The 17,914-nt window shown below is 76.4% G+C and carries 16 protein-coding genes; 5 read left to right on the top strand and 11 right to left on the bottom strand.

Translation table 11 applies throughout. The features are described from left to right. Positions 1-33: 33 nt before the first annotated feature. Positions 34-492: an SRPBCC family protein gene (locus tag HC251_RS07480; RefSeq protein WP_219944675.1), complete on the bottom strand. Its 459-nt coding sequence runs from the start codon at positions 490-492 to the stop codon at positions 34-36. A 300-nt stretch (positions 493-792) separates the two neighbouring features. Here HC251_RS07480 and hrpA point away from each other — a divergent pair, with 300 nt between their 5' ends. After that, positions 793-4,830, top strand: a complete 4,038-nt coding sequence (gene hrpA, locus HC251_RS07475) for an ATP-dependent RNA helicase HrpA (protein WP_255566628.1) — start codon at positions 793-795, stop codon at positions 4,828-4,830. Positions 4,831-4,864: 34 nt separating this feature from the next. On the opposite strand, the gene HC251_RS07470 is transcribed toward hrpA, so the two are convergent. Continuing rightward, positions 4,865-5,203: an STAS domain-containing protein gene (locus HC251_RS07470; protein ID WP_219944674.1), complete on the bottom strand. Its 339-nt coding sequence runs from the start codon at positions 5,201-5,203 to the stop codon at positions 4,865-4,867. Positions 5,204-5,247: 44 nt separating this feature from the next. Between HC251_RS07470 and HC251_RS07465 the strand changes: the two genes are divergently transcribed. Continuing rightward, entirely contained in the window at positions 5,248-5,700 is a 453-nt protein-coding gene (locus tag HC251_RS07465; RefSeq protein WP_219944673.1) for an ATP-binding protein, read from the top strand. Here HC251_RS07465 and HC251_RS07460 read toward each other — a convergent pair. Genes HC251_RS07460 through HC251_RS07445 form a run of 4 tightly spaced genes read right to left on the bottom strand, consistent with a single transcriptional unit; the run spans position 5,687 to position 9,405 of the window. Further along, a complete protein-coding gene (locus HC251_RS07460; protein ID WP_219944672.1) occupies positions 5,687-6,856 on the bottom strand; it encodes a SpoIIE family protein phosphatase in 1,170 nt (389 codons plus the stop codon). The two genes, HC251_RS07465 and HC251_RS07460, sit on opposite strands and share 14 nt — an antisense overlap. Before the next feature lies 1 nt (position 6,857). Beyond that, complete coding sequence (locus tag HC251_RS07455; RefSeq protein WP_219944671.1) at positions 6,858-7,661, bottom strand: alpha/beta fold hydrolase; 804 nt, start codon at positions 7,659-7,661, stop codon at positions 6,858-6,860. A 33-nt stretch (positions 7,662-7,694) separates the two neighbouring features. Beyond that, positions 7,695-8,597, bottom strand: coding sequence for a glycosyltransferase family 2 protein (locus HC251_RS07450; protein WP_219944670.1), 903 nt, complete (start codon positions 8,595-8,597; stop codon positions 7,695-7,697). Further along, entirely contained in the window at positions 8,587-9,405 is an 819-nt protein-coding gene (locus HC251_RS07445; RefSeq protein WP_219944669.1) for a sulfotransferase, read from the bottom strand. The genes HC251_RS07450 and HC251_RS07445 overlap by 11 nt, the downstream gene beginning before the upstream one ends. Positions 9,406-9,523: 118 nt before the next feature. Here HC251_RS07445 and HC251_RS07440 point away from each other — a divergent pair, with 118 nt between their 5' ends. The 3 genes from HC251_RS07440 (at position 9,524) to HC251_RS07430 (ending at position 13,292) form a co-directional block, all read left to right on the top strand. Further along, the gene (locus tag HC251_RS07440; protein WP_219944668.1) at positions 9,524-10,624 is read left to right on the top strand and encodes a glycosyltransferase; all 1,101 of its coding nucleotides are present in this window, start codon (positions 9,524-9,526) and stop codon (positions 10,622-10,624) included. Then, positions 10,621-11,655: a hypothetical protein gene (locus HC251_RS07435; RefSeq protein WP_219944667.1), complete on the top strand. Its 1,035-nt coding sequence runs from the start codon at positions 10,621-10,623 to the stop codon at positions 11,653-11,655. The genes HC251_RS07440 and HC251_RS07435 overlap by 4 nt, the downstream gene beginning before the upstream one ends. A gap of 83 nt (positions 11,656-11,738) precedes the next feature. Next, on the top strand, positions 11,739-13,292 hold the full coding sequence (locus tag HC251_RS07430; protein ID WP_219944666.1) for an FAD-dependent oxidoreductase: 1,554 nt from the start codon (positions 11,739-11,741) through the stop codon (positions 13,290-13,292). A 9-nt stretch (positions 13,293-13,301) separates the two neighbouring features. Here HC251_RS07430 and HC251_RS07425 read toward each other — a convergent pair whose 3' ends face one another. The 5 genes from HC251_RS07425 to HC251_RS07405 all read right to left on the bottom strand — a co-directional run bounded on the left by HC251_RS07425 (position 13,302) and on the right by HC251_RS07405 (position 17,914). After that, entirely contained in the window at positions 13,302-14,273 is a 972-nt protein-coding gene (locus HC251_RS07425; RefSeq protein ID WP_219944665.1) for a YihY/virulence factor BrkB family protein, read from the bottom strand. Between the two features lie 62 nt (positions 14,274-14,335). Beyond that, complete coding sequence (locus HC251_RS07420; RefSeq protein ID WP_219944664.1) at positions 14,336-15,910, bottom strand: DNA polymerase ligase N-terminal domain-containing protein; 1,575 nt, start codon at positions 15,908-15,910, stop codon at positions 14,336-14,338. A 53-nt stretch (positions 15,911-15,963) separates the two neighbouring features. Continuing rightward, positions 15,964-16,743, bottom strand: coding sequence for a DUF3618 domain-containing protein (locus HC251_RS07415; RefSeq protein ID WP_219944663.1), 780 nt, complete (start codon positions 16,741-16,743; stop codon positions 15,964-15,966). Then, positions 16,719-17,150: a phage holin family protein gene (locus HC251_RS07410; RefSeq protein WP_219944662.1), complete on the bottom strand. Its 432-nt coding sequence runs from the start codon at positions 17,148-17,150 to the stop codon at positions 16,719-16,721. Before HC251_RS07410 ends, HC251_RS07415 begins: the two co-directional genes overlap by 25 nt. Continuing rightward, on the bottom strand, positions 17,150-17,914 hold the full coding sequence (locus HC251_RS07405; protein WP_219944661.1) for an apolipoprotein A1/A4/E family protein: 765 nt from the start codon (positions 17,912-17,914) through the stop codon (positions 17,150-17,152). Before HC251_RS07405 ends, HC251_RS07410 begins: the two co-directional genes overlap by 1 nt.

Below are 17,914 nucleotides of genomic sequence, written 5' to 3'. Positions count from 1 at the left end.
GACTGCCGAGCCCGGCCCGGCGCCGGGCCGGGGTCAGACCGGCGGGGCGGCCACGTGGTCGGCGAGCTGGGCGACGGCCCGGGAGATCACCCGGTCGTGGCTGGCCTGGGCGACGGGACGGGCCCATCGGGTGAGGGCCCGGAGGTCCCGTCGCTCGGGGTGGAGGGCGGCGGTGAGGCGGAGGGTGGCGCCGTCGGCGTGCGGGGCCACGTCGATGCGGGCCCATCCCGAGAGGTCCCCGGCGATGCGGGCGGCCACGCACTGACCGGTCGCGATGGCATCGAGGTGGACGTCGATGGACAGCCGCAGCGGTCCGGCCACCACGATCACGCCCCGCCAGACGGCACCAGGGCGGAGCTCGGCCCCGTCGAACGACCGCAGCCACGGCCAGAACCCCGGGTAGGCGGCGACGTCCTCCAGCACCGCCCACAGCCGGGCCCCGTCGACGGCGACCAGGGCGGTTCGGTCCGTCTCCACCGGTGCGAGCGCCACACCCCCACCCTCCCACCGCGGCGACTGTCCCGGGCAGACCGCCGTTCTGTTCGCGCCAGGCGACATCGGTGTCCGGCAGCGGTGACAGAACGGTGCGGCGGCCACGTCCCGGGGGTCGTGATCGGATCCGCACCCCCGCCCTCGCACGGATGGTGCCTGGCACCATCCGTGTCCCTCGCACGGATGGTGCCTGGCACCATCCGTGTCCGATGAACGCCGTGGGGGGCGACGGCGGGCCGGCCGTACGATGGCGGGCCGACCGGTGACGCCCCCGGCGACCCCTCCCCTGCCGACGCTCCCGTGACCGACCCCCCGCCGCCGACCGTGCCGTCCGCCGCCGGACCGAGCGAGGCGGACCTGCGGGACCGCATCGCCGGCCTCGGGTTCCACGACCGGGCCCGGCTCACCGACCTGCTCGACGGTCGCGCCCCCCGGGGCGGGCGGGGCCGTCGCCGGCGACGGGGCCCGAGGCCGGCACCGGCCCGGCCCGAGGACCTGGCCGCCGAGGTGGCGGCGGCCGAGGCCCGCCTGGCCCGCCGGCGCGAGAGCCTCCCGGTCCCGACCTACCCGCCCGAGCTCCCCATCACCGAGCGGCGCGACGAGCTGCTGGCCGCCATCGCCGACCACCAGGTGGTCGTTGTGGCCGGCGAGACCGGCTCGGGGAAGAGCACCCAGCTGCCCAAGCTGTGCCTGGAGCTGGGGCGGGGCGCGTCGGGCCTGATCGGCCACACCCAGCCCCGCCGGGTGGCGGCCCGGGCCGTGGCCGAGCGGGTGGCCGAGGAGCTGGGCACCGAGCTGGGCCAGGCCGTCGGCTACACGGTCCGCTTCACCGACCGGGTGGGCGACGACACCCACGTGAAGGTGATGACCGACGGCATCCTGCTGGCCGAGGTCCAGCGGGACCGGCTGCTCAGCCGGTACGACACCCTGATCGTCGACGAGGCCCACGAGCGCAGCCTCAACGTCGACTTCCTGCTCGGCTACCTCCACCAGCTGCTCCCGCAGCGCCCGGACCTCAAGCTGATCATCACCTCGGCGACGATCGACACCGCCCGGTTCGCGGCGCACTTCGGCGGCGCCCCGATCATCGAGGTGTCGGGCCGGACCTACCCGGTCGAGGTCCGGTACCGGCCCTACGGCGAGCTGGTGGCGGCCGAGGAGGGCGACGACGTCATCGACGACGACCGCGACCAGACCGAGGCCGTCGTCGACGCCGTCGACGAGCTGGCCCGCGAGGGGCCGGGCGACATCCTCGTGTTCCTCAGCGGCGAGCGGGAGATCCGCGACACCGCCGACGCCCTGGAGGCGGTGGGCCGGCCCGACACCGAGATCCTCCCCCTCTACGCCCGCCTGTCCGCGGCCGAGCAGCACCGGGTCTTCACCCCCCACCGGGGCCGCCGGGTGGTGCTGGCCACCAACGTGGCCGAGACCTCGCTGACGGTCCCGGGCGTGCGCTACGTCGTCGACGCCGGCACCGCCCGCATCTCCCGCTACAGCCACCGCCTCAAGGTCCAGCGCCTCCCCATCGAGGAGGTCAGCCAGGCCTCGGCGAACCAGCGGGCCGGGCGCTGCGGGCGCGTCGCCCCCGGGATCTGCATCCGCCTCTACTCCGAGGAGGACTACGCGGCCCGGCCGGAGTTCACCGATCCCGAGATCCTGCGGACCAACCTGGCCTCGGTCATCCTCCAGATGGCCAACCTGGGTCTGGGCGACGTCGCCGCCTTCCCCTTCCTGGATCCGCCCGAGGCCCGCTCGGTCCGCGACGGCGTCGCCCTCCTTGAGGAGCTCGGGGCGTTCCACCCGGGCCACTCGGCTGGCGCCTCGCCGGCCGTGCAGCCGGGGGCGCCGGCGAACGCCCGCCGCCTCACACCCATCGGCCGACGCCTGGTCCGGTTGCCGATCGACCCCCGCCTGGGCCGCATGATCCTGGAGTCCGAGCGCCAGGGGTGCGTGCGCGAGGTCCTCGTCATCGCCGCCGCCCTGTCGATCCAGGACCCTCGGGAGCGGCCGCTCGAGAAGCGGGGCGAGGCCGACGAGATGCACCGCCGCTTCGCCGTGCCCGGGTCGGACCTCCTGGCCCTCGTCGCCCTGTGGGACCACCTCGAGGAGCGTCGCCGGGTGCTGACGTCCAACCGCTTCCGGCGCGAGTGCAAGGCCGAGTTCCTCAACCACCTGCGGGTCCGGGAGTGGCGCGACCTCCACCGCCAGCTGGAGCGGGCCGCCGCCCCCCTGGGCATCGTCCCCGGGCGCGAGGAGGCCACGCCCGACCAGGTGCACCGGGCCGTCCTCGCCGGGCTGCTGTCGCAGATCGGGATGCGCGACCGCGAGACGCGCGAGTTCCGCGGCGCCCGGGGGGCGCGCTTCCAGATCGCCGCCGACTCGGCGCTGGCCCGGAAGCCACCGGCGTGGGTCATGGCGGCCGAGCTGGTCGAGACCAACCGGCTGTGGGCGCGGGGCGTGGCCGGGATCCGTCCCGAGTGGGCCGAGGACCTCGCCGGGCCTCTCGCCAAGCGGTCCCACGACGACGTCCGCTGGGACGAGCGCAGCGGCCGGGCGGTGGCCACCGAGCGGGTGATGCTCTACGGGCTGCCCATCGTCCCCGGTCGCACCATCGGCTACGACCGCGTCGACCGCGAGCACGCCCGCGAGCTGTTCATCGACCACGCCCTGGTCCGGCGGGAGTGGGAGACGCGCCACCGCTTCGTCGACGCCAACGAGGCCTTCCTCGACGAGGCCCGGGCCCTGGGCGACCGGCTGCGACGGGCCGACCTGTTCGACCACGACGAGACGCTCCTGCGGTTCTACGACGGGCGGGTCGGCGACGAGGTGGTGTCGGGCCGCCACTTCGACAGCTGGTGGAAGGCCGCCCGGCGCGACGACCCCGACCTGCTCACCCTCACCCTCGCCGACCTGGTCGGCGACGACCCCGACGTGGACGTGGCCGCCCACCCGGACGTGTGGCACCAGGGCGACCTGGCCCTGCCGATCACCTACCGCTTCGACCCCGACGACGACCTCGACGGCGCCACCGTCCACATCCCCCTCGCCGTGCTCGACCGGGTCGAGCCGTGGGACTTCGACTGGCAGATCCCCGGCTACCGCAAGGACCTGGCCCGGGCCCTCGTCGCCACCCTGCCCAAGGCCGTGCGCCGGGACCTGCCCCCGCTTGCCGCCACCGCCGAGGAGGCGGCCGACCGGCTGCGGTTCGAGGCGCGGCCGATGGTCGAGGCCCTGGCCGACGTGTTGCGCGAGCTCACCGGGGTCCGGGTCGCCCCGACCGACCTCGACGTGCGCCAGGTCCCACCCCACCTGCGCCTCACCTTCGCGGTGGACGACGGGGGGACCACGCTGGCGTTCGGCAAGGACCTCGACGCCGTCCGGCGCCTGGTGGCGTCCCGGGTCCGGCGGGCCGTCGCCGCCGCGGTCGCGCTGGCGCACCCGGGCCTGGAGCGCTCCGGGCTGACGGCCTGGCCCGGCGGTGACCTGCCCCGCGTCGTCCGCGCCGACGCCTCCCCCGACGTCGCCGCCGACAACGTGGTCGAGGGCTACCCGGCCCTGGTCGACGAGGGCGACGCCGTCGCCGTCCGCGTGCTGTCCCGGCCCGACGCCGCCGAGCGGGCCATGGCCGCGGGCATCCGCCGGCTGGTCCTGCTGGCCGTGCCCGTCGGTGTGCGGGGCCTGGAGCGGGAGATCCCCGACGCCGTCCGCCGGGCCCTCGTCGTCCTCCCCGACATCACCGTCGGCGCCCTGCTCCGCGACGTCATCACCGCGTCGGCCACGGCGACGGTGGCCGACCACGGCGGGGCGACGTGGACCGAGGCCGGGTTCGCGACCGTCGTCGCCGGCGCCCGGGCCGACCTCCGCACCACCGCGTCCCGGACGCTGCGGGACGCCGGCCGGGTCCTCGAGGCGGCGGCCGAGGTGGTGCCGGCGCTCGACCGCCTGACCGCCCCCACGCTCACCGCCTCGGTGGACGACGCCCGGGCGCACCTGGCCCGCCTCGTGCGCCCCGGCTTCGTCGCCACCGCCGGGACGGCCCGGCTGCCCGACGTGGTCCGCTACGTCCAGGGCATCGGCGCCCGCCTGGCCAAGCTGCCCGAGGCACCGGGCCGGGACGCGTCCCACGTCGTCGAGGTGGTGGCCCTGGAGCGCTCGTACCAGCAGCTGCTGGGCGCCCTCACCGCGACGCAGGTGACGGCCCGGGTGGTGGCCGCCGGCTGGATGCTCGAGGAGCTGCGGGTCAGCCTCTTCGCCCAGGCCCTCGGCACCAAGGTGGCGGTCAGCCCCCGCCGGGTGGCGTCGGAGCTCGAGGCCCTCTGGTCCGGCGACCTCGACTGATCAGCACCGGCCGGGTCGGACCCGACCAGGCCGGTCACTCGACGACGAAGGCGGGCGACAGGCCGGTCACCTCGAGGAGCCGGGTCAGCATCGAGGAGGCGTTCCGCAGGACGAGCGGGCTGCCGACCTCCCGGCCGAGCAGCACCAGGGCGCGCAGGCCGGCCGAGTCGCAGAACCGCAGGCCAGCGCAGTCGAGCACGAGGGTGGTGGCTCCGGCGGCCACGGCCGCCCGGCCCTCGTCGAGGAGCACGTCCTCGGTCACGGCGTCGAGCCCGCCCACCAGGTGCAGGGTGCCGTCGTCGCCCGCCTCCACCGCAAGGCCGTCGTCACGGGCGCTCGTCTCGACCGGGGAGTCACCGCCGTCCTCGACCACTGATCCTCCTCGTCGCCGGGTGCTCGGTGGCCCATCGTACGCCGATGGCAGGGGTTGGGACCCCGGGTGGGGGGCAGTTGGGCGCGGTGGTCGACGACGGTGGTGCCTCGGTGCGGATCGACGTCCCCGTCGACCTGGCCCACCTGGGCGAGGCCCGCAACCGGCTGGTCGACGCCGCCCGCAGCTGGGGCTTCAGCGAGCACGAGGAGCTGGCGGTCGTCGTCTCCGAGCTCATCACCAACGCCATCCGCCACTCCGGCGAGGCGTCGGCGGTCGAGGCCCGGCTCGTCGGCCCCGGCCGCGTCGAGGTGGCGGTGAGCGACCACGGGCCCGGCGTGCCCGCCCCGGTCGACCCCTACGAGCAGCGCACCCGGGGCCACGGCCTGCGCATCGTCGACGCCCTCGCCGCCAGCTGGGGCGTCCGCCCCTCGGCGACCGACGGCAAGACGGTGTGGGCCCTCCTCGACGCCGGCGACGCCGAGGTCAGGTCCGGCTGAGGCACAGCAGGCAGACGTCGTCGCGCGTCTTCTCGTCCTCCAGGAGCTCGGCCACCAGGAGGTCGACCATCTCCGCCGGTGGGCGGTCGTGGAGCCGGGTGGCCGCCGCCGCCAGCACCTCGAGGCCGACGTCGATGTCGCGCTCTTGGCGCTCCACCAGACCGTCGGTGAAGACCAGGACCCGCCCACCCGGGTCCACCTCCGCCGCCCCCTCGGGGCGGGGCGCAGCCAGCGGGAAGGCGGCCAGCGGCGGAGACCGCCCCTCCCACAGGTAGGTGGCGGTCCCGTCCGGGGCCACGAGCAGGGGCGGGAGGTGCCCGGCGCAGGCGTACCGCAGGTGGCCGGTGGCCGGTTCGAGCTCGACGGCCGCCACCGTCGCCATCCAGGCGTCGGGGACGCGATCGACGAAGGCGTCGAGCTGGTCGAGGGCCCGGCTGGGCCCGGCCCCGACGCCGGCCAGCGCCCGGAAGGCGCTGCGGAGCTGGCCCATGGCGGCGGCGGCGGAGAGGCCGCGGCCCACCACGTCGCCGACCGACGCCGAGACCGTCCCCCGCTCCGGGAGCGGGAAGGCGTCGTACCAGTCGCCCCCGACCTCCAGGCTCTCGACCGCGGGGCGGTAGAGCGTCTCCACGCTGAACCCGTCGCCGCCCTCGATGCCGCCCTGCAGCAGGCTCTGCTGGAGCACGTGCGACGTCTCCCGGACCCGGGCCTCGGACGCCTCCGCCGCCCGCCGGGCGGCCAGCAGCTCACGCTCGTAGTCGTGGCGCCCGGTGGCGTCGACCAGCGTGGTGCGGACGTGGGCCGGGACGCCCCCGGCGGCCGCCACGACGTGGGACGTCGCCACCACGGGGTGGGACCCGCCGCCGGCGACCCGCAGGTCGAGGGCCACGTCGGCGACCGCTCCCTGCATGGCCAGGAGCGGGGCGTAGTGCGTCTCGTAGAAGATCTTCCCGCCCACCCGCAGCAGGTCGGGGAAGCGGCGCCGCCCCACAAGGTCGGCCTCGGTGGCGCCGATCCACCCGAGGAGGCGCCGGTTGACGCGGGCGATGGTGCCGTCCATCCACGTCGTCAGGTAGCCGCAGGGGGCGTCGTGGTAGAGGGCGTCGGGGTCCTCGGCCGGGAGCGGGGCGGCCCGCTCGGGGTCGGGGTCGGCCACCTCAGCGCGGGGCGGCCACGAAGGCCTCGATGGCGGCGACGGTCTCGTCCGGGGCGCTGAGGTTGGGGCAGTGGCCGACGGCGTCGAGGACGACCATCTCGCTGTCCGGGATGTTCTCGTGCACGTAGGCACCGACGACCGGGCGGGCGATCACGTCCTCCCGGCTCTGGAGCACCAGGGTGGGCACGGTGACCCGGGGCAGGTCGGGGCGGGAGTCCGACAGGAACGTCACCCGGGCGAAGGCCCGGGCGATGGCGGGGTCGGTCCGGCAGAACGAGTTGGTGAGCTCCTCACCCAGCTCGGGCCGGTCCGGCGTCCCCATGATCACCGGTGCCATGGCGCTCGACCAGCCCAGGTAGTTGTCGTCGAGGGCGGCCAGCAGGTCGTCGATGTCGGCCTCGCTGAACCCGCCGACGTAGCCGTCGTCGTCGATGTAGCGGGGCGACGGGCACACCAGCACCAACCGGTCGAAGACCTCGGGGGCGGTGATGGCGGCCCGCAGGGCGATCATGGCGCTGACCGAGTGCCCGACGAGGATCACCCGCTCGAGGCCCAGCTCGGCGCACACCTCGAGGAGGTCGTCGGCGTAGCCCTGGAGGGAGCCGTGGCGCTCCGGGTCGAAGGCGTCGAGGTCCGACCGGCCGAAGCCCACGTGGTCGAAGACCACCGTGCGGAAGCGGTCCTCGAAGGCGGGGACGACGTGGCGCCACATGTGCTGGTCGCAGCCGAAGCCGTGGGCGAAGACCATCGGCTGGCCGTCGGCCACACCCGACGCCACCACGTTGTTCCGGGTCACGACCGCCATGGCGCGATGGTAGCGACGGGCCCTGACGCCCGGTCACCCCGCACCGCCGGGGTCGGTGCGGAACGGGAGGGCCTCCGAGCGGTGGGCGGCGGCCAGCTCGGCCGCCGTCGGGGGCCGCAGCACCTCGGCCACCTCGGCCGTGGGGCTCCACCGGATGACCCCGAGGGCGGCCATGTCGGCCAGCCACCCGTCCATGGGCCACCAGCCCCAGCGGTCCCGGAAGTGCTGGGCGTTGGCCACCGTCGCCGCCGCCTGCTGGAGGGGCGGCTCCCACGAGTCGTGGTGCTGGTGGAAGACCTCGGCCCCGGCGACGAGGGCCACGGGCACCCCGGCGGCCCGGGCGGTGACGGCGAGGTCGGTGTCCTCGCCGGCGTAGCCCCGGTAGCCCTCGTCGAAGCCGCCGAGGGCGTGGAAGGTGGAGCGGCGCAGCGCCATGTGCAGGCCCCACACCAGCTCGTGGCGGCCCCCGAGGGCCACACCCTCGGCGGGTGGGCGCTCGCGGTGGGGGTGGGGCCGCCCGAGACGGCGGAGCTCGGCCTCGTCGGCCCCGGGGGGCGTGCCGGGCGGGAGGTACAGCACCTCGCCGGTGGCCAGGGCGTCGCCGGCGGCGAGGGCGTCGGCGAGGGCGGCGACGTAGCCCGCCGCCGGGATGCAGTCGGCGTCGAGGAAGGCGATGGCCGGGGCCCGGGCCGCCGCCGCGCCGCGGTTGCGGGCCGGGGCGTAGGGGATGCGGTCGTCGGGGCTGTCGACCTCGAGCACCCGGACGGGGTACGGGCGGTCGCCGACGACCGGGCGCGGGTCGGCGCCCCCGCAGCGGGCCACGACGACCTCGGCGGGCCGGCGGTCGCCGGCGTCGAGGCCGTCGAGGAGCCGCCCCAGCATCTCGTTGCGGTCCCGGACGAGGGTGAGGACGGCCAGCCCGGTGTCAGCGCCCACGGCCGGCCCACCGGGTGGCGTCGCTCCGGGCCCGGGCGCTCAGGTCGGCGTACAGCCGCTCGGCCGCGGCCGGCACCGGCACCCGGCGGGCGCTGCGGTGCAGGGCGGGGTCGACCCCGCCGGCGGGGACGGGCCGCCCGGTGAACCGGGTGAGGGCGTCGACCCCCTCCCCCGCCAGCAGGGCGGCGTGGTCGAGCACCAGCCACCCTCCGCCCTCGACCAAGGCGGCCAGCCGGCGGTTGGCCGCCGTCCAGAGGGCGAGGCCGCGCTCGACGGTGACCTCGAGGGCGCCGTAGTAGGACCGGTCCCGCTCCCACATCGTCCGCAGGCTGACCGCGACCTCGGCCGGGTGGCGGACGATGGCGACGCACCGGGTGCCGGGGCGCAGGACGGGCCGCCAGGCGGCGAAGGTCCACACCAGCCGGGGGTCCTTGATGCCCCGGGGGCCGGCCCCGGCGAGGAGGGCGGCCATGCGCTGGCGCTGGCCGGCGGCGGCCGTGATGCGCACGCCGGGGTCGGGGGCGCCGACCCATGCCAGGCGGGCCTCGGGCACGGGCAGGAGGCCCCGGCCGACCACGTGGGGGGCGAGGAGCTCGTCGTCGAGGTCCGACACGCGGGTGTCCTCCAGGAACCCCCGCGGGTTGCCGGGGTCGGGCGGGAGGAGGTGGTCCCCGAAGTCGACGCCGCTGGCGGCCACCAGCTGGGCGACCAGCGAGGTCCCGCTCCGGGGCGCTCCGACCACCACCACGTCGGCGTGGCCCGCCGCCCCCGGGCGGGCGGCGACCACGGGCGCGAGGGGGGCCGTCATCGTCGCCCACTCGCCCGGGGCGGGCGGCGCAGACGGCCGATCACCCGATCGGGTGTCCCGCGGTACGGGCGGCGCCGGGAAGGGAGGGCCGGTCCGGCCGACCACCGAGGAGGTGCACGTGATCCAACCACCGACGGTGGCCCCGTCGCCGCTCCGCATCGCCCTCCTCGCCAGCAGCCGCTTCCCGATCCGTGAGCCCTTCGCCGGCGGCCTGGAGGCCCACACGTGGCAGCTGGCCACCGGTCTGCGCCGCCACGGCCACCACGTCACCGTCTTCGCCGGCGCCGGCTCCGACGAGCGCCTCGACGCCCGCACCTTCGCCGGGGGCGAGGTGGAGCTCAGCGCCGGGGCCCGGGCCGACGTCTCCGCCGGCCCCGAGGTGGCCATGGCCGACCACCACGCCTACCTCTCCACCATGCTCGAGCTGGCCGCCGACGGAGGGCGGACCTTCGACGTGGTCCACAACAGCTCGACCCACCACCTGCCCCTGGCCATGGCCCCGGCCCTGTCGATCGCCCAGGTCACGACCCTGCACACCCCGCCCACGCCCTGGATGGAGATGGCGATCCGGGCCAGCGCGACGCCGCTGCCGGTCCGGTTCTGCGCCGTCTCCCGCCACACCGCCGACGCCTGGCGCCCGACCGTGCCCGACGCCGACGTGGTCACCAACGCCGTCGACCTCGACCAGTGGCGCCCGGGCCCGGGCGGGGACGACGCCGTGTGGTTCGGTCGGATCGTCCCCGAGAAGGGCCTGCACCTCGCCATCGACGCCACCCGCCGGGCCGGCCGGCACCTCCGCATCGCCGGCCCCCGCCACGACCCGGCCTACTGGGACGCCGAGGTCGCCCCCCGCCTCGGCCCCGGCGCCGAGTGGGTGGGTCACCTGGCCCTGCCGGAGCTGGCCGCCCTCGTCGGCGCGTCGCGGGTGGCCGTCGTGTCGCCGTTGTGGGACGAACCCTTCGGCCTGGTCGCCCTGGAGGCGCTGGCCTGCGGGACGCCGGTGGCCGCCATCGGCCGGGGCGGGCTGGTCGAGGTGCTCGACGCGACCTGCAGCCGGGTCGTGGTCCCCGAGGCCGGGACCGACGCCCTGGCCGCGGCGATCGACGGTGCCGGCGGGCTGGACCGGACCGCGGCGCGCCGGCGCGCCGTCGAGATCGGATCGGTCGACCGGATGGTCGACCAGTACGTCGACGCCTACCGCAGCCTGCTGGCGGCGTGACCGCGGTCGGCTACTACGTCCACCACGAGGGCGCCGGCCACGGGGCGCTGGCCAGCGCCCTGTCCACCGTGCTGGGCACCCGGCTCGTGGGGCTGGGGTCGGGGGGCCGACCGGTGGGGTGGCGGGGGCCGTGGATCCCGCTGCCGCGCGACGACACGCCGCCGATCGGACCCGACCCGACGCGGGGCGGGGCCTGGCACTGGGTCCCGCCCGGCCACCCCGGCTACGCCGGGCGCATGCGGGCCATCGCCGGGTGGCTCGCCGAGGCCGGGCCGGCGGCGATCGTCACCGACGTCTCGTGCGAGGTCACCGTGCTCGGCGCCCTTCTCGGGGTGCCCACCGTCGCCGTGGTGATGCACGGCCGGCGCGACGACCGGCCCCACCGCGCCGCGTGGGACTCCGCCGCCGCCCTCGTCGGGGCCTGGCCCGCCAGCCACCGCGAGGACTGGATGGCGCCGTGGGCGGGCACCCTCGAGCCCATCGGCCTGACCAGCCGGTTCGACCACCTCCCGCTGCCGGGGCCGCCGTGCGGGCGCCGGGTGCTGGTCCTCCTGCCGTCGGGGGCCCACGGCGTGGACGGCCGGGCCGTCGACGCCGCCGCCCGGGCCACGGCCGCCGCCGGCTGGTCGTGGACCGCGGCCGGCGCCGTGCCGCCCGGGACCGACGGGGCCGCGTCCCTCGTCCGGTGGCTCGGGCCCGTCCCCGACCCGTGGCCGCTCCTCGCCGAGGCGTCCGTCGTCATCGCCGCCTGCGGCGCGGGGTCGGTCGCCGACATCGCCGCCGCCCGGCGGCCCGCCGTCCTCCTCCCCCAGGACCGCCCCTTCGCCGAGCAGCGGACCTTCGCCGCCCACCTCGAGGGCGTGGCCCCCGTCGCCGTCCGCCCCCGCTGGCCCGACGCCCCCGAGTGGCCGGCCCTCCTCGACGAGGTCGCCGGGCTCGACCCGGACCGGTGGGACCCGCTGCACGACCGGCGGGGCGCGGCCCGCTTCGCCAGGGTCGTCGACCGGGCGGCCCACCCTCCGACCCCCTGACGACCGAACGTCGGACGGGACCCGCCCCCTGCTGCGGGGTCCGTCCGAGGGTTGGCGGGGCGGGGCCGGGAGAGTGGCCCCCGGTGCCCGACCTGCCTGCCGCCGCCCGCCCGCTCTGGACCGCCCCCGACACCGCCCGACCACCGCTCGACGGCGACGTCGAGGCCGACGTGGTCGTCGTCGGCGGGGGCATCGCCGGGCTGACCGCCGCCGTCCTGCTCGCCCGGGGCGGGGCCCGGGTCCGGGTGCTGGAGGCCGGCACCGTCGGCCAGGGCACGACCGGGGCCAGCACGGCCAAGGTCACCGCCCTCCAGTCGACCCGGCTCTCGGCCATCCGCCGGGCGCACGGCGACGCCGCCGTCGCCGGCTACACCGAGGCCCAGCTCGCCGCCCAGGCCTGGGTGGTGACCCGGGCCGAGGAGCGCGACGCCCTCGTCCGGCTCGAGATCCGCGACGCCGTCACCTACACGACCGAGGCCGCCCACGTCGACGAGGTCGACGCCGAGGCCGACGCGGCCCGCGCCGCGGGGCTGGCGGTCGAGGTGGGCGACGCCGTCCCCGAGCTGCCGTTCGGGGTCCGCCGGGCGGTCCGCCTCGCCGACCAGGTCCAGCTCGACTCCCGGGCCTGGACGATCGACCTGGCCGCCGAGCTCGACGAGGCCCCCGGCGCCCACGTGCACGAGCAGAGCCGGGTGACCGGCATCGACCCCCGGGGCCGCCACGTCACGACCGACGGTGGCCGGGTCCGCGCCGACCACATCGTGCTCGCCACCCTGCTGCCCATCACCGACCGCGGGGCCTTCTTCGCCCAGGTCGAGCCGGCGATGTCCCACGGGATCGCCGTCACTTTGAACGAGCCTGTCGCCGACGGCTTCCCCATGGCCTACGGCGAGGACAGCACCAGCCGCTCGCTCCGCACGGCGACCACCGCCGACGGCACGCCCGTCCTGGTGGTGGGCGGCGGCGGGCACACCGTCGGCCGGAAGGTCGACACCCTCGAGGAGCCCGAGGAGCTGCTGGCATGGGCCCACGAGCACTTCGCCGTCGCCGCCGTGACCCACCGCTGGTCCGCCCACGACCTGCGCCCGATCGACCAGCTGCCGTTCGCCGGGCGGGCCGACCGCCTCCCCGGCAGCCCGTGGATCATGACCGGGTTCGCCAAGTGGGGGATGACGAACGGGACGGCGGCGGCCATGACCGTCGCCGGGCGGATCCTCGGCGAGGAGCCCCGTCCGTGGGACGCCCTCTTCGACCCCCGCCGCCACCGGGGCCTCACCGGCGCCAAGAAGGCCGCCCGCCTCAACGCCGAGGTCGCCCGGGAGATGGCGCTGGGGTGGGCCCACCCCTCGTCCTCGACCACTGCCGGCGGGCCGCCGGTGGGTCGGCGGCGGGGGGTGCCCTGCGGCGCCGTCCGGGTCGACGGGGACCAGGGGGCCGACGGCTGCGCCGTCTCGCTGGTGTGCACCCACCTCGGGGGCATCGTCCGCTGGGACGAGGCCGCCGCCACGTGGGACTGCCCGCTCCACGGGTCGCGCTTCGACGCCGAGGGCGTCGTGGTGGCCGGCCCCGCCGTCCGCCCCCTCCACCGCCACGAGGGCGAGCCCGACCCCACTCCCGACGCCACCGTCACCCGCTGAGCGCGGGGGTCAGGAGCCGACGGTGTCGGCGGCGAAGGCGTTGCGGTCACCGAGGGGCTTCGACCGGCCCTCGGTGCTGTCGCGCACCGTCTGGCGCTCGGACTCGGCGTTGATCTCGGCGCCGATGACGACGGCGGCGGCGGAGATCATCAGCCACAGCATGAGCACGACGATGGCGCCGAGGGCCCCGTAGGTCTCGGCGTAGGAGCCCATGGTCGAGGTGTAGAGCGAGAACAGCAGCGACCCGACCAGCCACAGCACGGTGGCGACGACGGTCCCCGGGGCCGTCCAGGTCCAGCGGGGCTCGTCCCGGTCCGGGGCGTAGCGGTAGAGCACGGCCAGCCCGGCCATCAGCCCGAGCCCGAGCAGCGGGAAGCGGAGGATCGAGATGGTGAGCTGGGCGGCACCGCCCAGCGAGGTGTCGTCGAGCAGCGCCGGGACGACGGTGATCACGCCGACGGCGACGATCACGAAGGCGATGGCGCCGACGGTCAGGAGGAGGGCTCGGAGGCGCAGGGCGACGAAGCCCCGGGTCTCCTCCTCGTCGTAGGCCACGTTGACCGCCGTCATGAGGTGCTTCATGCCGCTCGACGCGGACCAGAGGGCGATCAGGATGCTGACCACCACCGTGATGCCGAGGCCGCCCTGCGACTGCTGCGTCACCGCCGTCATCTGCTCCGACACCAGGTTCCGGACCTCCTCGGGGGCCGCGGCGAGGGAGTCGGAGACCTGGCGGTCGATGTCCGCCGGGTCGGCGACGAGGCCGTAGGTCGACACCAGGGCGGCGAGGGCGGGCACCAGCGAGAGGAGGGCGTAGAAGGCGACCCCGGCGGCGAGCAGGGGCACGTTGTCGGCCTTGGCCTCGTCCTTGGTGCGCTTGAGGACGTCGACCCACCCCTTGCGGGGGATCTCCCGGGGCGCGGTGGCGTCGCGGCCCCTCCCGGTCGTCTCCGAGGGGGCGTGGGGGTGGGTGGCAGCCATGGCCACCCGCTCGCCCCGACGACGACGCCGAAACCACCCGGCCGGGGGACGACCGCCGGCGGCTACAGGTCGGGCAGGGTCTGGGGCAGCCCGACGAGGTCCCGCAGCGGGTCGCCGACCTCGTCGAGCCGGTCGAGGACGGTGCGGACCGTCCACCGGTCCGGGGCCAGGTCGGGGTCGTCGAGCTCGTCCCACGTGATCGGCACCGACACCGGCGCCCCCGGGGCGGGGCGGGTGCTGAACGGCGCCACCAGCGTCTTGTTGACCGCGTTCTGGGTGTAGTCGAGCCGGGCCCTCCCGCCCCGGTCCCGCTTCGTCCACGCCCAGCTGACCAGGTCGGGCACGACCTTGCCCACCGCCCGGGAGATCGTCTCGACCCACGCCCGGGTCTCGTCGAAGGTCGGACCCGGCGCGATCGGGATCCAGATCTGGATGCCGCGCTTCCCGGTCACCTTGGCCCCGGCCTCGACCCCGACCTGGTCGAGGGCGACCTTGTGCAGGCGGGCGAGGGTGATGACGTCGTCGAAGGTGCTGCTCGTCCCCGGGTCGAGGTCGATCAGGGCCCAGGTCGGGCAGCGGTGAGCCGTCGTCGGCGAGGTCCACGGGTTGAGCTCGAGGGCGGCGAAGTTGGCCAGCCAGGCGAGCGTCGCCGGCGTGTCGGCCACGACGTAGGTCTGGGTCTCGTCGGGGCCGGCGTCGGGGTAGGTCCAGCCCATGACCCAGTCGGGGGCGTGGCTCGGCCGCTCCTTGTGCCAGAACCCCTTGGTGGCGGCGCCGTCGGGGTGGCGGAGGGTGTTGACGGCCCGGTCGTGGAGGTACGGCAGGAGGGAGGGCGCGACCCGGGCGTGGTACCGCACCAGCTCCCGCTTGGTCACCGGGGGCTCCCCGGCGCGACCGGGGAACAGCTCCTTGTCGAGGTTGGTGAGCCTCAGCCGGTGGCCCTGGAGCTCCCACTCGCCGGTGGCGCCCAGGGCGTCGAGGGCGGCCAGCTCGTCGTCGGTGGGCGGGTCCCAGGACGGGACGACGGGCCGGGTCGGGGCGTGGGGGTCCCACACGTCGTCGGGGCCGGCCCTCACCTCGTCGTTGGTGCGCCCGCTCTTGACCGACGTGGGGTGGTCCTCGGCGTCCCAGCCGGGCACGGCGTGGTCGTCGTGCTTGTGGAGCAGCAGCCAGTCCTGCTTGGTGCGGATGAGCACGAAGCGGCCGACCAGGCGCTCCCCCACCAGGTCGACGTGGAGCTCGCCCGACTCCACCGCGGCGAGGGGGTCGTCGCCCTTGGCCAGCGACCACGTCCCCCAGTCCCACACGATGACGTCGCCACCGCCGTACTCCCCCGCCGGGATGGTCCCCTCGAAGTCGAAGTAGTCGAGCGGGTGGTCCTCGACGTGGACGGCCAGCCGGCGCACGTCGGGGTCGAGGGTCGGGCCGCGGGGCACGGCCCAGCTGACGAGCACCCCGCCCATCTCGAGGCGGACGTCGTAGTGGAGCCGGCTGGCCCGGTGGCGCTGCACGACGAAGCGGTGCCCGTCCTCGGGTGGCGGGGTCCCCGGCGGGCGGTCGCCCGACGGCTCGGCGGTGACGCCGAAGTCCCGCTTGGCCCGGTAGCGCGCCAGTCGGTCCGAGGGGGTGGTGGCCACGCTGCCACCACTCGCCTCGGACCGACTGGCGGAAACCGGGGGGTGTCGGTCCGCTAGACGCCGGTGACCGGGTCGACCGGGGTCACCGGGACGACCGGAGGGGCCGGTGCGACCGGCGGGGCGGCCGCAGCCGGACCCGGATCCTTGACCTGGTCCCTGGCGTCCTTGGCCTGGGAGGCGACCTGGTCCTTGGCCTGCTGGGCCTGGCCCTGGACCTCGTCCTTCGCCTGCTGGGCCTGGCCCTGGACCTCCTGGGCGGCGTCCTGGGCCTGGCCCCTGACCTCCTCGACGGCCTCCTGGGCCTGGCCCTTGACCTCCTCGACCGCCTGCTGGGCGTTGCCCTTGGCCGACTCGGCCACGGACTGGCCGATGGCCTTGGCCTCGTCCTGCACGGCGGGGAGGACCTTCTCGGCCACCTGCTGCTCCTCGCGGGACGTCGGCGCCAGGGAGCCGACGAGCACGCCGAGGCCGAAGGCGACCGCCCCGGCGGCCAGGGGGTTGCCCTGGGTGCCCTCGGTGATGCGCTGCGGCGCCTGCTGGACCTGGTCGCCCACGGTCGACACGGCGGAGGAGGCCCTGCCGCCCACCGTCGAGGCGGCGTCGCCCATCGACGAGCCGGCCGACCCGGCGGTGGACCGGGCGCCGCTGGCGGCGCTGCGGGGGACGCCCATGACCTGCTGGCGGACCCGGCTGGAGGTCTGGCGGACGCGGTTGACCCGCCGCTCGACCACCCGCCCGGGGCTCACCCGGTCACCGATGGCGTCCATGGTCCCGGTCATGCGCTCCCGGGTCTCTTCGATGTCGCGCCTCAGCTCCGTCGTTCGCTCAGCCACTGTGCATCCTCCTTGAGGGTCTCGATTGTCTGTTCCGGGGCGGGGTCGATGGTGTCGACCTGCTTCTTGCCCCGCATGCCGAGCACGGCGGCGATGGCGCCGAGCACGAGGGTGATGACGAGGAAGCCGAGCCACCGGTCGGTGGGCAGCAGGGCGTCGAGCATGAACCCGAGGGTCATGACCAGGGCGACGCCGAACAGCAGCCCGACGACGGCCGCCCCGCCGAAGGCGGCTCCGGCCTTGCCGGCCTTGCGGCCCTCCTGCTTGAGCTCCTCCTTGGCCAGCTCCACCTCGTCGCGGAAGAGCTGGGTCATGTCGCCGGTCAGCTCCGAGAGCAGCTCCGGCAGCGACCGCTCGGGTCGCAGAGGCTCGGTGGCGGAGGCCGGGCGGGGAGGTGCGTCCGACATCAGCTGCCCACCCATCCGGATGCCGAGCCGCCGGGGTCGGTGCCGGGCACCGCAGGCGGCGGGAGGGGCGCGGTCTCGACCGGCGGTGCGGCCAGGGTCGGGGCCCCGCCGGCCACCGGGGCGACCGGCGGCGTCACGAGGTCGGCCTCGCCCCAGTCGAGCGTGGTCGGCGTGCCCGTGCCGACCGCACGGCCGGACGTCGAGGACGACCCGTCCTTGGCCTCCTTGCCGGCCTTGGCCATGCGCCCGACGAGGATGCCCGCGGTGGCGGCACCGGCCAGGAAGAGGACGGGACGGCGGCGGGCGAGGTCGGTGACCTCCTCGACGACGCCCTGGACGCCGAGCTCGTCGGCCCGGTCGGCCAGGCGCCCGATGTGCTGGCTCGCGGTCTGGGCCATCTCCTTGGTGCGGCCGGCGTCCTCGGGCCGACCCTCCACGAGGGCCTGGAGCTCGTCGGCGGTGGTGCGGGCGGCCTCGGCCAGGGTGCCCAGGCGCTGCTCGAGCTGGTCGCGCACGTCGCCGGTGGCGGAGTCGAGGACGGTGCGAGCCTGGTCGACGGCCTGGCTGCCGACGGTGGCGGCCTGCTCGGACGCGACGCTGGCCACGCCCTTGGCCTGCTCGGCGGCGGTCCCGGCGACCTGCTTGCCCTGCTCGGCCGCGGTGCCGGCGACCTGCTGCCCCTGCGCCCTCGCCTCCCGGGCCGTGTCCTGGGCGGCGCCGCGGGCCGCATCGGCCTTCGACGTGTCGGTGGTCGTGTCGGTCAT

This window comes from Iamia sp. SCSIO 61187 (assembly GCF_019443745.1).
Taxonomy (GTDB): domain Bacteria; phylum Actinomycetota; class Acidimicrobiia; order Acidimicrobiales; family Iamiaceae; genus Iamia.
This window is presented reverse-complemented; position numbering and strand designations above follow the sequence as displayed.